At 59.0% G+C, this 23323-nt stretch carries 16 protein-coding genes, 1 tRNA gene and 1 riboswitch; of the genes, 5 read left to right on the top strand and 12 right to left on the bottom strand.

What is annotated here, in order from left to right; translation table 11 throughout:
* Positions 1–190: 190 nt before the first annotated feature.
* Complete coding sequence (gene metG / locus C1Y41_RS07775; protein WP_039385424.1) at positions 191–2224, bottom strand: methionine--tRNA ligase; 2034 nt, start codon at positions 2222–2224, stop codon at positions 191–193.
* Positions 2225–2386: 162 nt separating this feature from the next.
* Between metG and apbC the strand changes: the two genes are divergently transcribed.
* Positions 2387–3499: an iron-sulfur cluster carrier protein ApbC gene (gene apbC / locus C1Y41_RS07770; protein WP_104085203.1), complete on the top strand. Its 1113-nt coding sequence runs from the start codon at positions 2387–2389 to the stop codon at positions 3497–3499.
* 1 nt (position 3500) lies between these two features.
* Here the strand turns inward: apbC and C1Y41_RS07765 are convergent, their stop codons facing one another.
* Positions 3501–3947 (bottom strand): GNAT family N-acetyltransferase, encoded by a 447-nt coding sequence (locus tag C1Y41_RS07765; protein ID WP_039386010.1) that lies wholly within the window; start codon positions 3945–3947, stop codon positions 3501–3503.
* A gap of 261 nt (positions 3948–4208) precedes the next feature.
* Between C1Y41_RS07765 and ahpC the strand changes: the two genes are divergently transcribed.
* Entirely contained in the window at positions 4209–4772 is a 564-nt protein-coding gene (ahpC, locus tag C1Y41_RS07760; RefSeq protein ID WP_039385421.1) for an alkyl hydroperoxide reductase subunit C, read from the top strand.
* Between the two features lie 71 nt (positions 4773–4843).
* Entirely contained in the window at positions 4844–6412 is a 1569-nt protein-coding gene (ahpF, locus tag C1Y41_RS07755) for an alkyl hydroperoxide reductase subunit F (protein WP_071668018.1), read from the top strand.
* A gap of 57 nt (positions 6413–6469) precedes the next feature.
* On the opposite strand, the gene C1Y41_RS07750 is transcribed toward ahpF, so the two are convergent.
* Positions 6470–6673 (bottom strand): hypothetical protein, encoded by a 204-nt coding sequence (locus tag C1Y41_RS07750; protein ID WP_104085202.1) that lies wholly within the window; start codon positions 6671–6673, stop codon positions 6470–6472.
* Between the two features lie 190 nt (positions 6674–6863).
* Positions 6864–6960, top strand: a riboswitch (TPP riboswitch).
* Positions 6961–7029: 69 nt separating this feature from the next.
* Between C1Y41_RS07750 and thiD the strand changes: the two genes are divergently transcribed.
* Positions 7030–7830, top strand: a complete 801-nt coding sequence (thiD, locus tag C1Y41_RS07745; protein WP_039386007.1) for a bifunctional hydroxymethylpyrimidine kinase/phosphomethylpyrimidine kinase — start codon at positions 7030–7032, stop codon at positions 7828–7830.
* 58 nt (positions 7831–7888) lie between these two features.
* Here the strand turns inward: thiD and C1Y41_RS07740 are convergent.
* A tRNA-Asn gene (locus C1Y41_RS07740) sits at positions 7889–7964 on the bottom strand.
* 264 nt (positions 7965–8228) lie between these two features.
* Here C1Y41_RS07740 and C1Y41_RS07735 point away from each other — a divergent pair.
* Positions 8229–9350, top strand: coding sequence for a Gfo/Idh/MocA family protein (locus C1Y41_RS07735; RefSeq protein ID WP_039385417.1), 1122 nt, complete (start codon positions 8229–8231; stop codon positions 9348–9350).
* Between the two features lie 74 nt (positions 9351–9424).
* Here the strand turns inward: C1Y41_RS07735 and yegS are convergent, their stop codons facing one another.
* The 8 genes from yegS to C1Y41_RS07695 all read right to left on the bottom strand — a co-directional run bounded on the left by yegS (position 9425) and on the right by C1Y41_RS07695 (position 23188).
* On the bottom strand, positions 9425–10324 hold the full coding sequence (yegS, locus tag C1Y41_RS07730) for a lipid kinase YegS (protein WP_104085201.1): 900 nt from the start codon (positions 10322–10324) through the stop codon (positions 9425–9427).
* Positions 10325–10552: 228 nt separating this feature from the next.
* On the bottom strand, positions 10553–11923 hold the full coding sequence (yegQ, locus tag C1Y41_RS07725; protein WP_039385414.1) for a tRNA 5-hydroxyuridine modification protein YegQ: 1371 nt from the start codon (positions 11921–11923) through the stop codon (positions 10553–10555).
* Positions 11924–12059: 136 nt separating this feature from the next.
* Entirely contained in the window at positions 12060–12767 is a 708-nt protein-coding gene (gene baeR / locus C1Y41_RS07720) for a two-component system response regulator BaeR (protein WP_039385412.1), read from the bottom strand.
* 9 nt (positions 12768–12776) lie between these two features.
* The gene (baeS, locus tag C1Y41_RS07715) at positions 12777–14159 is read right to left on the bottom strand and encodes a two-component system sensor histidine kinase BaeS (protein ID WP_104085200.1); all 1383 of its coding nucleotides are present in this window, start codon (positions 14157–14159) and stop codon (positions 12777–12779) included.
* Positions 14159–15556 (bottom strand): multidrug transporter subunit MdtD, encoded by a 1398-nt coding sequence (mdtD, locus tag C1Y41_RS07710; protein WP_104085199.1) that lies wholly within the window; start codon positions 15554–15556, stop codon positions 14159–14161. Before mdtD ends, baeS begins: the two co-directional genes overlap by 1 nt.
* A gap of 230 nt (positions 15557–15786) precedes the next feature.
* Complete coding sequence (gene mdtC, locus C1Y41_RS07705; protein WP_104085198.1) at positions 15787–18864, bottom strand: multidrug efflux RND transporter permease subunit MdtC; 3078 nt, start codon at positions 18862–18864, stop codon at positions 15787–15789.
* A complete protein-coding gene (locus tag C1Y41_RS07700) occupies positions 18861–21983 on the bottom strand; it encodes an MdtB/MuxB family multidrug efflux RND transporter permease subunit (protein WP_039385406.1) in 3123 nt (1040 codons plus the stop codon). The genes mdtC and C1Y41_RS07700 overlap by 4 nt, the downstream gene beginning before the upstream one ends.
* A complete protein-coding gene (locus tag C1Y41_RS07695) occupies positions 21983–23188 on the bottom strand; it encodes an MdtA/MuxA family multidrug efflux RND transporter periplasmic adaptor subunit (RefSeq protein WP_094111744.1) in 1206 nt (401 codons plus the stop codon). Before C1Y41_RS07695 ends, C1Y41_RS07700 begins: the two co-directional genes overlap by 1 nt.
* Positions 23189–23323: the final 135 nt, after the last annotated feature.

The following is a 23323-nucleotide window of genomic DNA, read 5'->3' as shown; positions in this document are numbered from 1 at the left end:
AGTTATATGATTTGATCTCCAGAAATAATCTTGTATTTGCAAGGCAGTTCACAGGTTTATGCTATAACTGGCGTTAGCGCTAAAAGGGTGTTCTGAGGTTGCGTTGCAAAAATCGATTATCTGGCTGTATCGCGTTGTCTGAATAATGGCACTAAAAAAAGCCCTCTCAAAGGAGAGGGCTGAAAGGCGATTACTTAACCGGCATGCCTGGCTGTGCGCCGCTGTCCACAGAGAGCACAAACAGATCGCTGCCGCCAGAGCCGGCTGAGAGCACCATCCCTTCCGATACGCCAAAGCGCATCTTACGCGGTGCCAGGTTGGCCACGATAATGGTCATCTTGCCCACCAGTACCGAAGGATCGGGGTAGGCAGCACGAATGCCGGAGAAGATCTGACGCTTCTCACCGCCGAGATCGAGCTGCAGGCGCAGCAGCTTGTCTGAACCCTCAACCAGTTCCGCCTGCTCAATCAGCGCCACGCGCATATCGACTTTGGCGAAATCATCAATGGTGATAGTGTCGCCAATCGGCGCGTCAGCAAGCGGGCCGCTCACCGCAGGCTGACTGGCCGCCGCCGCATCCTCTTTCGATGCCTCAATCAGCGCCTCCACTTTTGCCATCTCAATACGGCCATAGAGCGCTTTAAACGGTGCCACGCTGTGATTCAGCAGCGGCTGCGCGATGCCATCCCAGCTCAGTTCGCTCTGCAGAAACGCCTCGGCGCGCTCGCTCAGCGACGGCAGTACCGGCTTCAGCCAGGTCATCAGCACGCGGAACAGGTTGATGCCCATTGAGCAGATCGCCTGCAGGTCAGCGTCGCGGCCTTCCTGTTTCGCCACCACCCACGGTGCCTGCTCATCAACATAGCGGTTCGCCAGATCGGCCAGCGTCATGATCTCACGGATAGCGCGGTTATATTCACGGTTCGCCCACGCCTCGCCAATCTTCTCTGATGCGGCCACAAAGGTCTGATACAGCGCCGGATCGGCGAGTTCAGCGGCCAGCTCGCCGTTAAAGCGTTTGGTGATAAAACCAGCGTTGCGCGAAGCCAGGTTAACGACTTTGTTCACTACGTCAGCGTTAACGCGCTGCACGAAATCTTCCAGATTCAGGTCGATATCATCAATGCGCGAAGAGAGCTTGGCCGCGTAGTAGTAGCGCAGGCTGTCGGCATCAAGATGCTTCAGCCAGGTGCTGGCTTTGATAAAGGTGCCGCGCGATTTTGACATCTTCGCGCCGTTTACCGTGACATAGCCATGCACAAACAGGTTGGTCGGCTTGCGGAAACCGCTGCCTTCCAGCATTGCCGGCCAGAACAGGCTGTGGAAATAGACGATATCTTTACCGATAAAGTGATAAAGCTCGGTCGCGGAATCTTTCTGCCAGAATTCGCTGAAGTCGATATCGCCGCGCTTGTCGCACAGGTTCTTGAACGAGCCCATGTAGCCGATTGGCGCATCCAGCCAGACATAGAAATATTTGCCCGGCGCGTCCGGGATCTCAAAGCCAAAGTAGGGCGCATCGCGGGAGATATCCCACTGCTGCAGTCCCGACTCAAACCACTCCTGCATCTTATTGGCGACCTGCTCCTGCAGCGCGCCGGAACGCGTCCACGCCTGCAGCATCTCGCTGAACGCCGGCAGATCAAAGAAGAAGTGCTCGGAGTCACGCAGTACCGGCGTAGCACCGGATACCACCGACTTTGGCTCAATCAGCTCGGTCGGGCTGTAGGTGGCGCTGCACACTTCGCAGTTATCGCCATACTGATCGGCCGCTTTACATTTCGGGCAGGTGCCTTTCACAAAGCGATCGGGCAGGAACATCCCTTTTTCCGGATCGTAGAGCTGCGAAATGGTGCGCTTCTTAATAAAGCCATTTTCATTCAGGCGCGTGTAGATCACCTCAGCCAGCTGACGATTCTCATCGGCATGCGTTGAGTGATAGTTGTCATAGCTGATATTAAAACCGGCGAAGTCAGTTTCATGCTCCTGCTTCATATCGGCGATCATCTGCTCCGGCGTAACGCCCAGCTGCTGTGCTTTCAGCATAATCGGCGTGCCGTGCGCATCGTCTGCGCAGATGAAGTAAACCTGGTTGCCACGCATTCGCTGGTAACGGACCCATACATCAGCCTGGATGTGTTCCAGCATGTGACCAAGATGGATAGAGCCGTTTGCGTACGGCAGGGCGCACGTTACCAGTAATTTTTTAGCGACTTGAGTCATGATTTGCGTAGCTTTCCGTTAATGAAAAATCGGGGTTAGATGTTAACCGAAGCACCCTCCGGCGTAAACACAGGAGGCGCGTCGCGCTCTTTTTCGCGCTGCTCTGATATGATTGACCTTATACCGCTACATTCTGGCGTCATGATGAAATAAGGAGAGGGGATGAGCACACAATCCCGGGATTATCATTCACCTGAAGCGTTGCGTGCCGTGGTCAGCGGCGTGCTGAGCGCATTTACGCACCCCACGCTGCAGCAGAATCTCACTACGCTGAAAGCGCTGCGGCACGTGGCGCTGCTGGATGAAAAACTGCATATCGAGCTGGTTATGCCGTTTATCTGGCGCAGCGCGTTTGAGGATCTCAAAGCGCAGGTCAGCGCGGAGCTGCTGCGGCTGACGCAGGCGCGCGCCATCGACTGGCGTCTGCGTCACGATATCGCCACCCTGAAGCGGGTAAAAAATCAGCCGGGCGTGAACGGCGTGAAAAATATCATTGCGGTCAGCTCCGGCAAAGGCGGCGTCGGCAAGTCGAGTACGGCGGTTAACATGGCGCTGGCGCTGGCCGCCGAAGGGGCGCGCGTGGGGCTGCTGGATGCGGATATTTACGGTCCCTCCATTCCGAATATGCTGGGAACGGAAGCGGAGCGTCCGACATCGCCTGACGGCACGCACATGGCACCGATTATGGCGCACGGGCTCGCGACCAACTCAATTGGCTATCTGGTTACGGACGATAATGCGATGGTGTGGCGCGGACCGATGGCGAGCAAGGCGCTGCTGCAGCTGCTCAACGAGACGCTGTGGCCCGACCTCGACTATCTGGTTCTCGATATGCCGCCCGGCACCGGCGATATCCAGCTGACGCTGGCGCAGAGCGTACCCGTCACCGGCGCCGTGGTGGTGACCACCCCGCAGGATATCGCGCTGCTGGACGCGCGCAAAGGCATCGTGATGTTTGAAAAAGTAGCGGTGCCGGTGCTGGGAGTGGTGGAGAACATGAGCATGCATATCTGCAGTGAGTGTGGCCATCATGAGCCTATCTTCGGCACCGGCGGGGCTGAGCGGCTGGTGCAGGATTACCACACCCGCCTGCTGGCACAGCTGCCGCTGCATATTCACCTGCGGGAGGATCTGGATGACGGAACGCCTACGGTGATCCGCCGGCCAGAGAGCGACTTTACCGCCCTCTATCGCCAGCTGGCGGGGCGCGTAGCCGCTCAGCTTTACTGGCAGGGCGAGGTGATCCCGGGCGACATCGCCTTTCGGGCGGTTTAACTCACGCCGTTTCGCTGGCGCGCCCCGCCAGCGGATAGTGCATCAGCACATAGGTACCCTGTTCGCCTTCGCCGCTGGCGACGCGCTGCCAGCCGTGATGCTGGTAGAACGCCAGCGCGGCCCGGTTCGCAGCCAGACATTTCAGCGCGCCGGTTGAGGTAAAGCGTGCTGTAACCTGCTGCAGCAGCGCGCTGCCCACACCCTGACCCTGATACGCCGGGTCAACATAGAGGCTGTGCAGAAAATTGTCGTTATCGAGAATGCCGGCAAAACCCGCGCGTTCGCCGCCGATCTCCGCTACCAGCACCGTTTCACCCAGGATCACCGCATCAAAATCCTCCAGCTGCCACGCATCACCGTTAAGCCACGTCCAGCTGTGCCGGCGCGCGGCGAGAAACAGCGTGCGCAGAAACGGGCGATCGCTCTCCTGAAAAGGTCGGATATTCACGTGCGGGGTCTCCTGAATCGCAAGCATCGCTTATGGCACGCGGTCATGCGTGCCAGCCTGTAAAAAAAATAGCAGTTTAGCCGCATTCTGAGAAAGCCTGTTATCGCCGCCGCTTTTCTGTGTAGAATGCCGCGGCAAGCCGCACCGGATCTGGTCTCGCTGCATTGATAGCTTTTGTTTATCTGATTGATAACGTCTGCGTATTAGCACCTGGCCTGAAAAAACTGTAGCCTGCATCACATCTTTTTAACGGAGGTCACTATGTCAATCATTAACACCAAAATTAAACCGTTCAAAAACGCAGCGTTCAAAAACGGCGAATTCATCGACGTAACCGAGAAAGACGTTGAAGGTAAATGGAGTGTTTTCTTCTTCTACCCGGCTGACTTCACCTTCGTATGCCCGACCGAACTGGGTGACGTTGCAGACCACTACGAAGAGTTCCAGAAACTGGGCGTAGATATCTACTCCGTTTCTACTGACACGCACTTTACCCACAAAGCCTGGCACGGTTCTTCCGAGACCATCGGTAAGATTCAGTATGCCATGATCGGCGATCCAACCGGCGCGCTGACCCGCAACTTTGAAATTATGCGTGAGGCAGAAGGTCTGGCCGATCGCGGTACGTTCATCGTTGACCCGGAAGGCATCATTCAGGCGATCGAAATCACTGCTGAAGGTATTGGCCGCGATGCCTCTGACCTGCTGCGCAAAGTGAAAGCTGCACAGTACGTGGCTTCTCACCCAGGCGAAGTTTGCCCGGCTAAATGGAAAGAGGGCGACGCCACGCTGGCTCCGTCACTGGACCTGGTCGGTAAAATCTAAGTTACCTGACGCCATTCGGTCTCTTTTTTATCGGGTGCTGCGGCACCCGATTTTCTTCACAGGAACTCACTATGCTCGACACCAATTTAAAAACCCAGCTTAAGGCTTACCTTGAGAAACTAACGAAACCGGTTGAGTTGATTGCTACCCTGGATGAGGGCACCAAATCTGCTGAGATCCGTACGCTGTTAGCAGATATTGCCGCGCTCTCTGACAAAGTCAGCTTCCGTGAAGAGAACGATCGTCCGGTACGCAAACCGTCGTTTCTGATCACCAACCCAGGCAGCCAGAGCGGTCCGCGCTTTGCCGGCTCGCCGATGGGTCATGAATTTACGTCACTGGTGCTGGCGCTACTCCAGACCGGTGGACATCCCTCTAAAGAGGCGCAGAGTCTGCTGGATCAGGTGATGTCACTTGATACCGATCTGCACTTTGAAACCTACTACTCGCTCTCCTGCCATAACTGCCCGGACGTGGTGCAGGCGCTGAACCTGATGGCGGTACTGAATCCGCGTATCAGCCACACCGCCATTGATGGTGGCGTGTTCCAGAATGAAATTACCGAGCGCAACGTCATGGGCGTGCCGGCCGTCTATCTGAACGGCAAAGAGTTTGGACAGGGCCGCATGAGCCTGGCCGAAATCGTCGGAAAAGTTGATACCAACGCTGACAAGCGTGCGGCAGAAGAGCTGAATAAGCGTGACGCTTATGAAGTCCTGATTATCGGCAGCGGTCCGGCAGGCGCCGCAGCGGCTATCTACTCCGCGCGTAAAGGTATTCGCACCGGCCTGATGGGCGAGCGTTTTGGTGGTCAGGTACTGGATACGGTAGATATTGAAAACTACATCTCTGTACCAAAAACAGAAGGGGCGAAGCTGGCGGGTTCACTGCGCGCGCACGTCGATGATTACGCGGTAGATGTGATTGACACACAGAGCGCCATTAAACTGATTCCCGCCGCGCAGGAAGGGGGATTGCACGCCATTGAAACCGCTTCCGGCGCGGTGCTGAAATCACGCAGCATCATCATCGCCACCGGCGCGCGCTGGCGCAACATGGGCGTACCGGGCGAAGATCAGTATCGCACCAAAGGCGTGACCTATTGCCCGCACTGCGACGGCCCGCTGTTTAAAGGCAAGCGTACCGCGGTTATCGGCGGCGGTAACTCCGGCGTGGAAGCGGCCATCGATCTGGCCGGTATTGTTGAGCACGTTACGCTGCTGGAGTTTGCCGGCGAAATGCGCGCTGACAAAGTGCTGCAGGATAAACTGCGCAGCCTGAAAAACGTCGACGTGATCCTTAACGCCCAGACCACCGAAGTTAAAGGCGACGGCAGCAAAGTCACCGGGCTGGCGTATCTGGATCGCACCACCCAGACTACGCACGAGCTGGCGCTGAGCGGCATCTTTGTTCAGATTGGTCTGCTGCCTAATACCGGCTTCCTTGAAGGCGCGGTAGAGCGCAACCGCATGGGTGAAGTGATTATCGATGCGAAGTGCGAAACCAGCCTGAAAGGCGTATTTGCCGCCGGCGACTGCACCACAGTGCCGTATAAGCAGATTATCATCGCCAGCGGCGAGGGCGCTAAAGCGTCACTCAGCGCCTTTGATTATCTGATCCGCACCCAGCCAGCACAGTAAATCTCGCTGTCCGGCCCGCGCCCCGCACCTTGCTGCGGGGCTTTTTTTTGCGCTAAATCAGCCGAGCCAGCGGCGCGCTTCGCTATCGCTGAGGTCGCGGTAGTAGAGCTTATGCAGCTGCACACCACAGCTGCGACAGCGCGCGGTGATAAAGGTAGCCTGACAGTAACGTCCGGCAGGATTCAGGACGCCGTGGCGGCTGATGGTAATCTGATGCCAGCGGTGAGCGTGCGGAATAAGATGGCGCAGCAGGTTAAGCATGGTGATATCCGGCAGGGTGATCCGGCAGCAGATTAAGCATGCTGCCGCGTTGTCGCGGCTTGCGCTGTATCAATAAACCGGTCACTCCAGCGGTCTGTCTGCTTCTGCTACCGCGCAGATCAAGCTTTCTGCTCTCTGCGGCTTGCTTCGTGCGATCGCTTCCCCTAAGCTGCCGGTGTGTCGTAACAGACACCATGACTCGGGGTGCCCTTCTTTGTGAAGGCTGAGAAATACCCGTATTACCTGATCTGGATAATGCCAGCGTAGGGAAGTCAGATGCCTGCGCGCATTCGCCTTCCTGTACGCCTGACAGGAGCGCTATGATGACCCACCCTTCCTCTGTTTTACCGCGCGGCTTGCCCCGTATAAATGCCCTGACCATTGCCGGCACCGATCCCAGCGGCGGCGCGGGCATTCAGGCCGATCTCAAAACCTTTTCTGCGCTCAGCGCCTACGGCACCAGCGTTATTACCGCGCTGGTGGCGCAAAACACCTGTGGCGTACAGTCGGTCTGTTACATTTCACCGGCGTTTGTCGCCGCCCAGCTGGATTCGGTGCTGAGCGATATCCGTATCGATACGGCAAAAATCGGCATGCTGGCAGAGAGCGCTATTGTGGCGGTGGTGGCAGAGAAACTGGCGCGTGCGCGGCTGCCGTTTGTGGTGCTGGATACGGTAATGATTGCCAAAAGCGGCGATGCGCTGCTGGCGCCAGAGGCGGTGGCGGCGATGCGTGAGCGGCTGCTGCCGCAGGTTTCGCTGATCACGCCTAATCTGCCGGAAGCCGCGGCGCTGCTGGAAACAACACCTGCCCGCGATGAGCGCACCATGCAGCAGCAGGGGGAGGGGCTGCTCGATCTCGGCTGTGCCGCGGTGCTGATGAAAGGGGGACATCTGGAGGATGCGGAAAGCCCGGACTGGCTGATTACCCGCAGCGGACGTTTCCGCTTTACGGCCCCGCGCGTAGCGACGCGCCATACTCACGGCACCGGCTGTACCCTCTCGGCGGCGCTGGCAGCGCTGCGGCCGCGTCATGAGAGCTGGGCTGATACGGTGACGGCGGCAAAAGGCTGGCTGCAGCAGGCGCTGCTGCAGGCCGATTCGCTGGAGGCAGGAAAGGGCATCGGGCCGGTGCACCACTTTCATCACTGGTGGTAGGGCGGATAACACGCAGGCATAAAAAAAGCAGCCTTACAGGCTGCTCTTTTTAAGAATCTGGCTCCTCTGACTGGACTCGAACCAGTGACATACGGATTAACAGTCCGCCGTTCTACCGACTGAACTACAGAGGAATTGTGTGGAACGGGGCGCATAATATCGGGCAGCCTGCTGCGTGTCAAAGCCCTTTTGCAAAATTTTTACTGACTGCTGAATAAACCGCCACTGCCTGACTTAATGTGAGGAATATCACCAAAGTACTGCAAAATTACAGCGGGATTTGTTGATTTTGTCGTGTGCTCCACATCAATGATCACAGATATTTCATTTCGCCATTGTGGCGCCAAAAAATGAAACATATATTCCGCGAAACCTCCTCCACTTTTCACGGGTGCAGCATGAACAGAGTCAGAATAGGAATGATCGGCAGCGGATATATCGGGCGGTGTCACGCTATCGCCTATGCGCAGGCGCCCACGGTGTTTGCCCTGAAAGGTGAGATCGTGCGGGAGATGCTGGCTGAAGTCGATCCGGCACTGGCGGCAAAGCAGGCGGCCACGTTTGGCTTCGCCCGCTCCACCGGCGACTGGCGCGAGCTGGTCAGCGATCCGCAGATCGACGTTGTCGATATCTGCGCGCCCAACTTCCTGCATAAAGAGATGGCGCTGGAGGCGATCCGCCACGGCAAACATGTCTACTCGGAAAAGCCGCTGTCGCTGAGCGTGGCGGATGCAGAGGAGATGGTGCAGGCGGCAGAGCGGGCGGGTGTAAAAACGCTGGTGGGTTTTAATTACATGAAAAATCCGACCAGCCAGCTGGCGCGGGAGATCATCGCGCGCGGCGAGATTGGTGAAGTGGTGCACTTTTACGGCACGCATAATGAAGATTACCTCGCCAGCCCGCAGACGCCGCTGGACTGGCACTGTCAGAAAAAACTGGCAGGGCTGGGCGCACTCGGCGATCTGGCCGCGCACATCGTCAATATGGCGCACTATCTGGTGGGCGACATTGAGGAGGTCAGTGGCGACATGATGACGGTAATCGCGCAGCGCCCCGACCCTAAAAATCCTGCGCGTCTGCTGCCGGTCGAGAATGAGGATCAGGCCAGCGCGCTGCTGCGCTTTAGCAATGGCGCGCACGGCGTGATTGAGACTTCACGTATTGCCTGTGGCAGCAAGATGGGGCTGACCTATGTGGTCACCGGCACCCGGGGTACGCTGCGCTATACCCAGGAGCGTATGGCCGAGCTGGCGCTCTATATCCACGACGAACCAGCCGGACGGCAGGGCTTTAAAACGCTGCTCACCGGACCGGCGCATCCCGACTACGCCAGCTTCTGCGTCTCCGCCGGGCACGGTATCGGGTTTAACGATCAGAAAACCGTGGAGATCCGCGATCTGATCAACGGCATTGCGGCAGGCGATCGCATGTGGCCAGACTTTGCCGAAGGGTTACAGGTACAGAAAGTGCTGGAAGCCATCGCAGTTTCGGCAGCTGAGCGGCGCTGGATGAAGGTGTAACGCGGAAGGTTAAGCCGTTTTGCCCGGCAAACCACCGGGTGCGCATCAATGCGCACCCGGCGATGCGTGCGGCGTCAGGCCAGCAGCGCGCACTGGGGCGGCAGGCGACAGCTGAGCGCGCCTGGCAGCACGTCGATAGTAAACTCGCTGCCGCTCAGCGGCTCACCGTCCAGATTAAACGTCATCTCATGCGGCGAACGAATAGTCAGCGAGTCGAGCTGAGCCGACACAATATTGGGGTTCTCATCATCGCGCGTCAGCGAATGCAGCAGCGTTGGCAGCAGCTCCTGCGCGGTAACAATGCTGAGGTTAAGCTGACCATCGTTGATCAGCGCATCGGGGCAGAGGCGCTGCCCGCCACCCGCCTGACGACCGTTACCGATACCGATAACCAGCGCATCACCCTGCCAGCTGAAGCCAGGCCCGCTGATTTCACAGCTGTCAGGTTTGAGCGCATCCACGCGCATCAGGCCGTGAATAAAGTAGGAGACGCCACCCAGCGCGGATTTCAGTTTCTCCGGCGTTTCGGTGGTAATACGCGTACCAAAGCCGCCGGTCGCCATATTGATAAAGTAGCGGTCGCCATTCACCCGCGCCAGATCGATAGCGGTGGCTTTACCCACCACGGCAAGGCGCAGCGCCGGCTCCATCTCCGCCGGAATGCCCACGCTGGTGGCAAAATCGTTAGCGGTGCCGAGCGGCAGAATGCCGAGTACCGGACGTGAGGCCTCGGGTATAGCGGCCAGCGCGGTGGCAATCTCATTAATGGTGCCGTCGCCGCCGCCTGCAATAACGGTTTCCGCCTGCAGAGCAACCGCTTCCTGTACATAGCGATCGCCATCACCTTTTTCCCAGGTGACGCGCACGGCCAGATTAAAGCCCTCTTCGCGCAGCGTATTAACGGCCGCGCGCAGATCTTCATTGCCGGCGCCTTTTCCATTCAGGATCAGCAGCGTGAGCGGTGTAGTGTGCATCTTCAGTTCCTTGAAACGTGAGACAGGGATGTGGTTATAGCATAGCTGCGGCGGGAACTTTATCGGCAGGCGCTGAAAAAAGAAAACCCGCGCGGGGGAGCCGGGCGGGTAAATGAGGTGGTTCCTGGTCGTGCACGCTGGATATTGTTACTCATTAGCAGCAGGCGGGATTCTAAAGCGCGGCGCTGTAACCGTCTGTGATCCTGTTCTAACTTCGCCGCCTTTTTTTCATTTTGTGCGATTTTTGCCGTGCGGATCGCTGGTAGTATTGCCTTCAGTGAGGTTGCGCAGCAGCAGCGCAAAGCGGAGATCCACCTCTGCCGGCACCGGGATCCAGACCCGATGACCGTCGCCAGGAGCGACGGTGACCGCCTCGCCGCGATCGTTTTCCATCGCCTCCAGCGTGCAGGTCAGGTTGCCCTGCGGCGTCATGATCTCTGCCACATCGCCCTGCAGGAATTTGTTTTTCACCGCAATCTGCGCCCGGTCGCCGCGCCGCTCGCCGGTAAATTCGCCCACAAACTGCTGACGTTCAGAAACGGAAAAGCCCTGCTCATAGTTCTGGTAGCTGTCGTGGGTGTGACGCCGCAGGAAACCCTCGGTATAGCCACGATGCGCCAGACCTTCCAGCGTGGCGAGCAGTGAGGTATCAAAAGGTTTACCCGCTGCGGCGTCGTCAATCGCGCGGCGATAGACCTGTGCGGTGCGCGCGCAGTAGTAGAACGATTTGGTACGCCCTTCAATTTTCAGCGAATGAATGCCCATTGCGCTCAGCCGTTCCACATGCGCCACCGCACGCAAATCTTTTGAGTTCATGATGTAGGTACCGTGCTCATCTTCAAACGCGCTCATCACCTCGCCCGGTTTCATCTTCTCTTCCAGCAGAAACAACCGGTCGGTTGGCGCGTTGTGGCCGGGCACGGGAGCCTGCTGCTCTGCCGGTTCATGGATACCGGTAATATTGCCGACCTCATCCTGCTGGCCTTCTGAGACCTTATACGACCAGCGGCAGGCGTTGGTACAGGTGCCCTGGTTTGGATCGCGCTTGTTGAGATAGCCGGAGAGCAGGCAGCGACCGGAGTAGGCCATGCAGAGCGCGCCGTGGACAAAAATCTCCAGCTCCATCTCCGGCACCTGCGTGCGGATCTCCGCAATCTCCTCCAGCGACAGCTCGCGTGACAGAATGACGCGCGTCAGCCCCATCTGCTGCCAGAATTTCACCGTGGCCCAGTTGACGGCGTTGGCCTGCACGGAAAGGTGGATCGGCATCGCCGGAAACGCCTCGCGCACCAGCATAATCAGTCCCGGATCGGACATGATCAGCGCGTCGGGCTGCATCGCCACCACCGGTGTAAGGTCGCGAATAAAGGTTTTCAGTTTGGCGTTATGCGGCGCGATATTGACCACCACATAGAACTTTTTACCCAGCGCGTGCGCTTCGGCGATCCCCTGTGCCAGATTGTCATGCGTAAATTCATTATTGCGGACGCGCAGACTATAGCGCGGCTGGCCGGCATAAACGGCGTCAGCGCCGTAGGCAAAGGCGTAGCGCATATTTTTCAGCGTTCCCGCCGGGGAGAGCAGTTCAGGTTTAAACATGGAAGACTCACTGATGTCAGGTCAGCTGACCATCGCGGATGGCCACAGCAGAAGCCGCGGCGTGCGGCTCTGCAAAAGAGGCGGAAATTGTAGGCAGGGTGCGGAGTGAAGTAAATTGATCGGGATCAATAACAGGCTATGCCAGCCGGCACATATCCGCTTCCCAGCGATAGCCGATGCCATATACCGCACGAATAAACGGCTGATCGGCATCCAGCGCCTCAAGCTTGCGGCGCAGATTCTTGATATGGCTGTCTATGGTACGGTCAGTTACCACGCGGTAATCATCATAAAGCTGATTGAGCAGCTGCTCGCGGGAAAAGACTTTGCCTGGCTCCAGCGACAATGTTTTCAGCAGGCGGAACTCCGCCGGCGTCAGCTCCAGCGGCGCAGTACGCCAGCTGGCCTGAAAGCGGCCCTCATCAATCAGCAGCAGCGACGCCTGCTGCGTCTCTTCCGGCGATTTACGCGCGCGGCGCAGAATGGTTTTCACCCGCGCCACCACTTCGCGCGGGCTGAATGGCTTACAGATATAGTCATCCGCGCCGGTTTCCAGCCCCAGCAGGCGATCAATCTCTTCGGTACGGGCGGTGACCATAATAATCGGCAGATCGGAGTGGCGGCGTATCTCGCGGCACAGCGTCATGCCGTCGCAGCCTGGCAGCATCAGATCGAGCAGCATCAGCGCTGGCGTAGTGTGCTGCAGCCAGGCCTGTACCTCGCCGCCATTGGCAATATGGTGCGTGCGGTAGTTTGACGCCTGCAGATAATCGATCATCAGCTGCGCCAGTTTGGGTTCATCTTCAACAACAAGAATTAGTGGATCGCTATTTTCCGGGCTCATACGGGCTTTCTACTGGGGAACATAGGGCAAGTTTAGCCTGATTTGCACGCCACCTAAATCAGAGTGCTCCGCAGAAATCGTGCCGCCGTGCGCCTCGACGATATTTTTACAGATAGCCAGTCCCAGGCCGGACCCTCCGCTGGCGCGATTGCGGGAGTTTTCCGCACGGAAAAAGCGCTCAAACAGCTGCGCCCGCTGCGTCGCCGCTACGCCGGGCGCGCTGTCATCAATACAGAGCAGCCACTGATTCTCCTGCTGCCGCATGGTGATGCGGACCTCGCCGCCGGGATGGGTATAGCGCAGGCTGTTTTCCAGCAGATTCGTAAACAGCTGCATCAGGCGGTCAGGATCGCCAAAGCTGCTGGCTTCAGCAGGCAGCTGCAGCTGCAGCGTCAGCTGGTGCGTGCGATAGCGTCCGGCAAAGCTGCCGGCGATCACCTCCAGCAGGTTAACCAGATCCAGCGGCTGTTTACGATAGGCGAGGGCGCCTGCATCGGAGAGCGAAAGCTGATGCAGGTCATCCACCAGCTTGGTCAGTACCACCACTTCACTCTGCAGCGAACTTATCGCCTCGGGCGTGACCTGCCGGACGCCATCCTGAATCGCTTCCAGCTCACCACGCAGGATCGCCAGCGGCGTGCGCAGCTCATGGGAGATATCCGCCATGAACGCGCGGCGATTACTCTCATTTTTCTCCAGCGACTGCGCCAGCTGATTAAAGTCGCGCGCCAGCTGACCGATTTCATCACCGCTATCCACCTCAACCCGGGTAGCAAATTTTCCCGCAGCCAGCTGATGGGTGCCCTCTACCAGCCGTTTAACCGGTGCCAGCAGGCCGCGTGCCAGCAGCCAGGTGACCAGCGCCGCCAGCAGAGTGGAGAGTGTGACGATCATCCAGTTGGTCTGGCGCTGCTGCCGGTCAAAATTGATGTCGGTGCTGCGCGTCAGGTTTTCCGCCGGAGAGGCAATTACCCAGCCGACAATTTTACCGCTGCTGGTGGTGATGTTACGCCGCGGCCCTTTTGGCGGAATCGGGGCGCGCGGGCCTGACAGCACCTTATATTGCTGATCGATGATCCAGAACTGCGTGCGCCAGCCGTGCGGCGGCAGCGGATTGTGGCTGCCTGGGTTCTGCTCCAGCGAGCGCAGAATGGTGAAGATCAGCCGATCGTTCTGGCGCAGAAAATCCCAGCTGCCGTGCTGCTCATACTGATCTGCCAGCGCATCACTCAGCAGTGTCAGCCGCTGTTCGTTGCCTTTTTTGATGTAGTCAACAAAGCCATGCTCAAAGCTGAGCCGTACTCCCCAGTGCATCGTGATGATGACCAGCATGCAGGTGCCAAAAATCGCCATAAAGAGTTTGGCGCCAATGCCGGGCCGGAAACGCGCCATCACTTTTTACTCCTGGTTCTGAGATCAACATTTTTACTGAGTGCTTCCGGTACCCGCCAGAACACCAGCGCCGGCAGGGCGATGACGACCACCATGCAGAGCCAGGTCCAGGCAAACGTCTGCTGCGCCATGTCGCTGCCCGCGGCAGCCTGCTGGCCAAAAGCGCCGAGCAGCAGGCCCGCCAGCGTGACGCCGATACTCATCGACAATTGCATAATCATCGACAGTAAGCTGTTGCCGCCAGAGGCGAGATCGTCCGGCAGATCTTTCAGCGTCAGGGTATTCATAGCGGAAAAACGCAGGGCATTGACCATGCCGAGCAGCAGTAATACCAGCGGCAGGAGCCAGATCCAGCCAGCCAGCGCGACCACGGCAAACAGCGCCACCACCAGCGCCAGCGCGAGCGTGCTTCCCACCAGTACGCGGCGATAGCCAAACAGGTTAACAATGCGCACCACCACCCGCTTGATGCCCATATTTCCCAGCACCATCGGGATCATCATTAACCCGGCGTGAAACGGCGTAAAACCCAGACCTACCTGCAGAAATACCGGCGTCATAAACGGCAGCATGCCGCTGCCGATGCGCCCGGTAAAGCTGCCCAGCAGACCAATCGAATAGAGGCGGTTATCAAACAGTCGCAGGCTGAAAAGCGCGTTGTCATTGTGGCGGCCGTGCATCAGATAAAACAGCAGCGACAGCACGCCCGCCAGAATCAGGAAGCCGGGCAGCAGCGCGCCATTGCCGCCGCCATCCAGCGCCAGCGTCAGCGCCGCCATGCCGGCCGCCAGCAGCAGAAAACCGGCAAAATCAAACCGGCGCGTCTGCATGATGTAGTTCGGCATCAGCATCAGCGTGGCGACAGCGCCAATAATGCCGACCGGAATATTGATAAGGAAAATCCAGTGCCAGCTGGCGTACTCAACCAGCACGCCGCCAAGGGCCGGACCGAGCAGCGGGCCAATCTGGCCCGGCAGGGTAACAAAGGTCATGGCGGACATATATTGCTCGCGCGGCACAATTTTCATGACCGTTAAGCGGCCCACCGGCACCATCATTGCGCCACCGATACCCTGAACCACGCGCGCCACTACCAGCTGGTTAAGCGTGGCAGCCAGCGCGCAGAACAGCGATCCGACGCTGAATAGCACAATCGCGCTGAAAAAGATGTTACGCACGCCAAAACGGTCAGCCAGCCAGCCGCTCAGCGGCAGCATCACCGCAACCGTCAGAACGTAAGAGACGATAACGGAATGCATATGCAGCGGGCTGACGCCGAGATCGCGCGCCATAGAAGGCAGCGCGGTGTTGACAATGGTGGTATCCAGCGTTTGCATAAAAAAGCCAAACGCCACAATCCACAGCTGCCAGCGTACCGTAGTGGCAGGTTTGTTCATCTTCTCTCCTCCAGCATAAGGCGCGTTTGTTTACCCCGGGGTGCATTAATGCAGCAATCGTCCCCGCAGGGGCGCCATTAATGGTGCCCTGGTTTCGTGCGCGTTGTTTGCCCAGGGGCGCATAAATGCGCCCCCTACGGAAACCGGAAGGCACGTCCCCCTGTAGGGGCACCATTAATGGCGCCCGGGTTTCGTGTGCGTTGTTTTCCCGGGGCGCATTAATGCGCCCCCTACGAAATTCGGGTGGTTGCTGGCTCTGTGACGGCTTTGCGGCGGCGTAATTTATCCATCAGCAGATAGACCACCGGCGTGGTGTAGAGCGTCAGCAGCTGGCTTACCACCAGGCCGCCGGCGATGGTGATGCCCAGCGGCTGCCGCAGTTCAGCACCGTCGCCGCTGGTCAGCACCAGTGGCAGGGCGCCAAACAGCGCGGCCAGCGTGGTCATCAGAATCGGGCGAAAACGCAGCTGACACGCCTGGAAAATCGCCTCGCGCGGGCTCAGCTGCTGCTGTCGTTCCGCCTCCAGCGCAAAGTCGACCATCATGATGGCGTTCTTTTTCACAATCCCTATCAGCAGCAAAATGCCAATCAGCGCAATCAGGCTGAACGGCGTATCAAACAGTTTAAGTGCCAGCAGCGCGCCGGTTCCGGCCGACGGCAGCGTCGACAGAATCGTGAGCGGATGCACATAGCTCTCATACAGAATGCCCAGCACGATATAGACCGCTGCGATGGCTGCCAGCATCAGCCAGAGCTGGCTGGACTGCGACTGCTGAAACACCTGCGCGGTACCGGCAAAGCTGCCGCGCACGCTGGAGGGCACCCCCAGCACCGTCATGGCGCGATCGATCGCCGCGGAGGCCTGCGACAGAGAGACGCCTTCCGGCAAATTAAACGAAATGGTTGTCGCTGCAGAAAGCCCCTCATGGTTGACGGAGAGCGGTGCGTTAGCGGGCTGCCAGTGGGCAAAACCGCTCAGCGGAATCGCTTTGCCGTCGCTGCTGACCACAAACATCTGGTCGAGCGCGCTGATATCCTGGGTATAGCGCGGATCCACCTCCATCACCACTTTGTACTGATTCAGCGGCTGATAAATGGTTGAGATCTGACGCTGGCCAAAGGCGTTGTTCAGCAGATCGTTGGCGGCTGAAACGTCTATGCCGAGGCGCGCCATGCTTTCACGATCGTATGTAATAGCCATTTCGCTGCCTTTATCCTGCTGGTCGGAGTTAACGTCAGTGAGCTGCGGCAGGGCAGAGAAGGCCTTACGGATTTTGGGTTCCCACTCACGCAAATCGGCAAGGTTATCCGACAGCAGGCTGTACTGATAGCTGGCGTTCGACTCCCGTCCGCCGACGCGAATATCCTGTACGGCGTTGAGATAGAGGCTGGCCCCCGGCTCCTTAGCCAGTTTGGTGCGCAGGCGGGCGATCACCTGCTGGGCGCTTTCGCTGCGCTCAGAGAGAGGCTTCAGCGCCACAAACATCAGGCCGCTGTTGGTGCCGAGGCCGCCGGTAAAGCCGGTGACATTATCCACCGCCGGATCCATTTTGATGATATTCATAAAATCTTCCAGCTTGCCGCGCATCGCCTGAAACGAGATGCTCTGATCGGCAGACAGAAAACCGCTCAGGCGACCGGTATCCTGTTCCGGCATAAAGGTTTTGGGTATCGTAATAAACAGCCAGACGGTCATCGCTACCGTGCCGCCCAGCAGCAGCAGTACCCAGATGGCGTGGCGTAACACCCAGCGCAGCGAGCGGGCATAGCCATCCTGCGTCCGCTGCAGCAGCCGGCTGAACAGCCCGGGCGCGGCAGGCTGTGCCGGTTGCGGCTTCAGCAGATACGCGCACATCATCGGCGTCAGCGTGACGGAGATAAACAGCGAGATCAGAATCGCCACCGACAGCGTAATGGCAAACTCCGAAAAGAAGCGTCCGATAATGCCGCCAATCATCAGCAGCGGCAGAAACACCGCAATCAGCGACAGGCTCATCGACAGCACGGTAAAGCCCACTTCGCGGACGCCGGTCAGCGCCGCCTGCAGCGGCTTCATGCCAGCCTCAACGTGGCGGGCAATATTCTCCAGCACCACAATCGCGTCATCCACCACAAACCCGGTGGCGATGGTTAGCGCCATCAGCGACAGGTTGTTAAGACTGAAGCCGCACAGATACATGGCAGCAAAGGTGCCAATCAGTGAGACCGGCACCGCCGCAGCAGGAATGAGCGTGGCCCGGCCGTCGCGCAGGAACAGAAACACCACCAGAATCACCAGCACCACGGCAATCACCAGCGACTGCTCGACTTCATGCAGCGAAGCGCGGATAGTCGGTGAGCGATCCTGGGCAATCTGCAGATCGATCGCCGCCGGAATGAAATCGTGCAGCACCGGCAGCTCAGCGCGAATGCGATCCACGGTATCGATGATATTGGCGTCCGGCGACTTACGGATCACCAGCAGCACCGCCGGCTTGCCGTTGGTCATCCCGGCGTTACGCACATCCTGCACCGAATCCTGCACGCTGGCGACATCGCTCAGGCGAACCGCCGCACCGTTGTTATAGTGCACCACCAGCGGCTGATAGGCGCTGGCGCTCTGCAGTTCATCATTGGTACGCAGCTGCCAGCGCTGCTGGCGATCGTCGATTGCGCCCTGCGGTCGCCGCTGGTTAGCGTTGCTGATGGCGCTGCGTACCGCATCCAGCGACACGCCCTGATTAAACAGCGCCTGCGGATTGAGATCGACGCGCACGGCGGGCAGCGAACTGCCGCCTACCGTGACGTCGCCGACGCCCTCAATCTGCGACAGTTTTTGCGCCAGCTGCGTCGAAGCGTAATCATAGAGCTGACCCGGATTATAGTCGTCCGAGGTCACCGTCAGGATCATAATCGGCGCATCCGAGGGGTTCGCTTTTCGATAAGAAGGCCGGCTCGGCATGCCCGACGGCAGCAGGCTCTGCGCCGCATTAATCGCGGCCTGCACATCGCGCGCGGCACCGTTAATATCGCGGTCAAAATCAAACACCAGAATGATGCGCGTGCTGCCCAGTGAGTTCGTCGAGGTCATTTCACTGACGCCGGCAATGCGCCCCAGCGAGCGCTCCAGCGGCGTGGCCACCGAGGCGGCCATGGTTTCCGGTGAGGCACCCGGCAGCGAGGCTGAAATCATAATCACCGGAAAGTCGAGCTGCGGTAGCGGGGCGACCGGCAGCAGACGAAAACCAAGCATCCCCGTCAGCGCAATCGCCAGCGTCAGCAGGATGGTGGCGACCGGGCGGTGAATGAAGAGGGCAAAAAACTTCACGACTGCGCCTCCGGACGACCGAAGCGCCTGCGGGTAGCGTGCGCCAGGCGATCAAACAGCAGATAGATGACCGGCGTGGTAAACAGCGTCAGGATCTGGCTGAGGATCAGGCCGCCCACCATGGCGATGCCGAGCGGATGGCGCAGCTCAGCGCCGACGCCGGTGCTGAGCATCAGCGGCAGCGCGCCCAGCAGCGCCGCCAGCGTGGTCATCAGGATCGGGCGAAAGCGCAGCAGGCAGGCCTGATAGATAGCGTCACGCGGCGCCATGCCCTGTTCACGCTCCGCCGCCAGCGCAAAGTCAATCATCATAATGGCGTTTTTCTTTACAATACCGATCAGCAGAATGATGCCGATAATGGCGATGATATCGAGTTCGTTACCGCTCAGCATCAGCGCCAGCAGCGCGCCGACGCCCGCGGTGGGCAGGGTAGAGAGAATGGTAATCGGATGAATAAAACTCTCATACAGCACGCCAAGAACGATATACATTGCGACCACGGCCGCCACAATCAGCCAGACGGTGCTGCTCAGCGCGGCTTCAAACGCCAGCGTACTGCCCTGGAACTGCGTGACGATATCCGCCGGCATACCCAGCGCCCCTTCTGCGGCGGTAATGGCCTGCAGCGCTTCCTCAAGTGAATAGCCATCGGCCACGTCAAAAGAGAAGGTTGCGGACGGGAACTGATCGAGATGATTAATACTGAGAGCGGTATGCCGCTCCTCTGTGCTGGCGATAGCGCTGAGCGGTACGCTGCCGCCGTCGCTGCTTTTAAGCCGGATCCCCTCCAGGCTCGCCAGTCCCGGCGTCTGCGCATTATGCTGCTCCAGCACCACGCGATACTGGTTTGCCTGCGTGTAAATCGTTGAGATCAGCCGCTGACCAAACGCGTTATACAGCGCATTATCGACGTCAGCCATGGTGATCCCGAGCCGGCTGGCGCTGTCGCGGTCGACGCGCACATACGCTTCCAGCCCCTGATCCTGCCAGTCGCTGCTGACGTTGCGCAGCTGCGGTGCCTTTTCCAGCTGGCCGATCAGCGCCGGGACCCAGCTGCTCAGGGCGTCAAGCGAGCCAGACTGCAGCGTAAACTGATAGGGGGTACGGCTGCTCTGCGTCTCAATGGTGAGATCCTGCACCGGCTGCAGCCAGAGCGAGACGCCCGGGATCTGCGCCACCGCCTGCTGCAGCCGCGCCTGCACCACCGGAATGCGGTCGTCGCGCTCATCCAGCGGCTTGAGGTTGATCTGCAGCCGGGCGCTGTTAAGCGCAGGATTGGTGCCATCCACCCCGACAAAAGAGGTCAGACTTTCAACCGCCGGATCCTTCATCACCGCTGAGGCAACATCGCGCGTGCGCTGCGCCATGCTGGCGTAAGAGACCGACTGCGGCGCCTGCAGGGTGCCCTGAATAATGCCGTTATCCTGCTGCGGGAAGAAGCCTTTCGGGATCGCCACCCACAGCAGCACCGTCATCAGCAGCGTGCCGAGCGCCACGCTGAGCGTCAGCCACGGATGCTGCAGCACGCGCGTCAGTCCACGTCCGTAACCGGCAATGACCCGCTCAAACAGCGCCTCGCTGGCGCGTGAGAAGCGGTTCTGCCGGCGCAGTGACTCCGCGCTCAGCATGCGCGCGCACATCATCGGCGTCAGCGTCAGCGACACCACGGCTGAGATCAGAATGGCGATAGCCAGCGTGACGGCGAACTCGCGAAACAGCCGGCCAATCACATCGCCCATAAACAGCAGCGGGATCAGCACCGCAATCAGCGAAAAGGTGAGCGAGATAATGGTAAAACCGATCTCTCCCGCCCCTTTCAGCGCGGCGGTGAGCGGCTTCTCGCCTTTCTCGATATAGCGTGAAATATTCTCGATCACTACAATGGCGTCATCCACCACAAAGCCGGTGGCGATAGTCAGCGCCATCAGCGTGAGGTTGTTGATCGAGAAGCCCATAAAATAGATGGCGGCAAACGTACCAATCAGCGAAAGCGGTACCGCCACGGCAGGAATGATCGTAGCCGGTACGTTGCGCAGAAACAGGTAGATGATCATGACCACGAGCGCCATGGCCAGCATCAGCTCATGCTGCGTATCAGATACCGAGGCGCGAATATTGGTCGTGCGATCGGTCAGCAGTTTCATGTCGACCGATTTGGGCAGCGTGGCGGTAAGCGATGGCAGCAGCGCCCGGATATTATCAGCGGTGTTGATAATATTGGCGCCGGGCTGACGCTGGACGTTCAGCACAATCGCCTGCTGGCGGTTAGCCCAGGCGCCCAGCCAGCTGTTCTCTGCGCCCGATTCGATGGTCGCAACGTCGCCCAGTCGCACCGGCGCGCCGTTGCTGTAGCTGATAATCAGGCGGCGGTAATCCTCAGCCGATGTCATCTGATCGTTTGCTGACAGCGTGATAGATCGCGCCGGGCCATCAAGGCTGCCTTTCGCTGAGTTGACGTTGGCGTTGCTGATAGCCGTGCGCACATCTTCGCTGGTCAGTCCTAACGCTGCCAGCGCCTGCGCATTCATTTTGACCCGCACCGCCGGACGCTGTCCGCCGGAAAGGGTAACCAGGCCTACGCCGGAGACCTGCGCAATCTTCTGCGCCACGCGCGTTTCCACCATATCCTGCACCTGCGTCAGCGGCAGGCTGGTCGTGGTGACCGCCAGCGTCATGATAGGCGGATCGGCCGGGTTGACTTTGCTGTAGGCGGGCGGATTAGGCAGATCGCCAGGCAGCAGGTTAGTGGCGGAGTTTATCGCCGCCTGAACCTCCTGCTCCGCCACATCCAGCGCCAGCGACAGCTGAAACTGCAGCGTGATCACCGAGGCGCCGCCGGAACTTTGCGATGCCATCTGTTTCAGCCCGGACATCTGGCCAAACTGGCGTTCCAGCGGTGCGGTAATCGACGAGGTGACCACATCCGGACTGGCTCCGGGATAGAGCGTGACAACCTGAATAGTGGGGTAGTCCACTTCCGGCAGGGCGGAGACCGGCAGAAAGCGGTAGCCAAGCAGGCCAGCCAGCAGAATCGCAATCATCAGCAGCGTGGTGGCGACCGGGCGTAAAATGAACTGACGTGACGGACCGCCGCCAGCGTCAGGAGGCAGCACCTGCATTATTGACGCTCTCCCCGGGCTGGCTGCGCGGCACGCGTGGTCTCTGTTGCCGTACTCTGTGGCGCCACGACGTCAACCGTTGCGCCGTCAGTGAGGCGATCGATGCCGTCGGTGATGACCCGCTCGCCCGCCTCCAGTCCGGCACTGATCACCACTTTCTGGCTATCCTGCAGTCCGGCGGTGACGCGTTTCTTGCTGACCTTATTCTCGCTGTTAACCACCCAGACAAAGTGGCCCTCATTGCTCATCTGCAGCGCGGCGGCCGGAATAGTCACGGCGTTCTGCAGCGTATCTGCTTTCAGACGTGCGTTAACAAACTGGTTGGGAAACAGGGTGTCATCTTCATTGCTGAAGCGTGCTTTCAGCTTAATGGTGCCGGTAGTGGTATCGATCTGGTTGTCCAGGCTCAGCAGCGTGCCCTGCGTCAGCAGCGTGGTGTTGCTGCGATCCCAGGCCTCCACCACCAGCGGCTGACCGCTTTTCTGCGCTTTCAGGATCTGGCTGATATAGCTCTCAGCCACGCTGAATACCACATCAATCGGATGCGTCTGGGTGATCACGACCAGGCCATCGGTGTCGCCGGTGGTAATGTAGTTGCCGATGTCGACCTTGCGTAACCCGATACGTCCGGCAATCGGCGCGGTGATGCGGCTGTAGGTCAGATTCAGCTGCGCGCTCGCGACGTTGCCCTCATCCGCTTTAATGGTGCCCAGCGTTTCGCTCACCAGCGCGCGCTGGGTGTCGAGATCCTGCTGCGATACCAGGGACGTTTTCGACAGCTTCTCATAGCGGCTGAGATCGCGGCGGGCATTCGCCAGCGTGGCCTGATCCCGGGCCAGCTGGCCCTGCGCCTGCGTGAGAGCAACCTGATACGGGCGCGGATCGATCTCAGCCAGCAGCGTGCCGGCAGCCACCTGCTCGCCTTCTGTAAAGTGCAGCGCCATCAGCTGCCCCTCAACACGGCTGCGCACCGTAACCGTATTTGCAGCGGTGACGGTGCCGAGGCCGTTCAGATAGTAGGGCACGCTTTGCAGTTCAGCCGTTGCCGCCTGTACCGGCGCGGCTGGCCGGTTTGCTCCACCGCGCTTCTCTTTAGCCTGCGCCGGCTGTGCTGGCGTGGCGCGCGAGTGCCAGGCGTAATAACCGCCAGCCGCTACCGCCAGCGCGATAAGAATTAACAGACCTGTTTTGGTTCGACTCTTCATTACTCTGCGTGCTCTCCAGCCATGTCGCTTTCCTGATACGCTTGCCCGACATCCGGACAGCGCAAACGAAAATAAGTGTAGCCGCCTGCGCCAGGCGAAAATTGAAGGAATTAAGAATATCTGCTCAGCGCGGCG

It is taken from the genome of Pantoea sp. ICBG 1758 (genome assembly GCF_002928325.1).
GTDB lineage: Bacteria > Pseudomonadota > Gammaproteobacteria > Enterobacterales > Enterobacteriaceae > Pantoea > Pantoea eucrina.
Note: the sequence above shows the minus strand (reverse complement) of the source record. Positions and strands in the feature narration are given on the sequence as shown.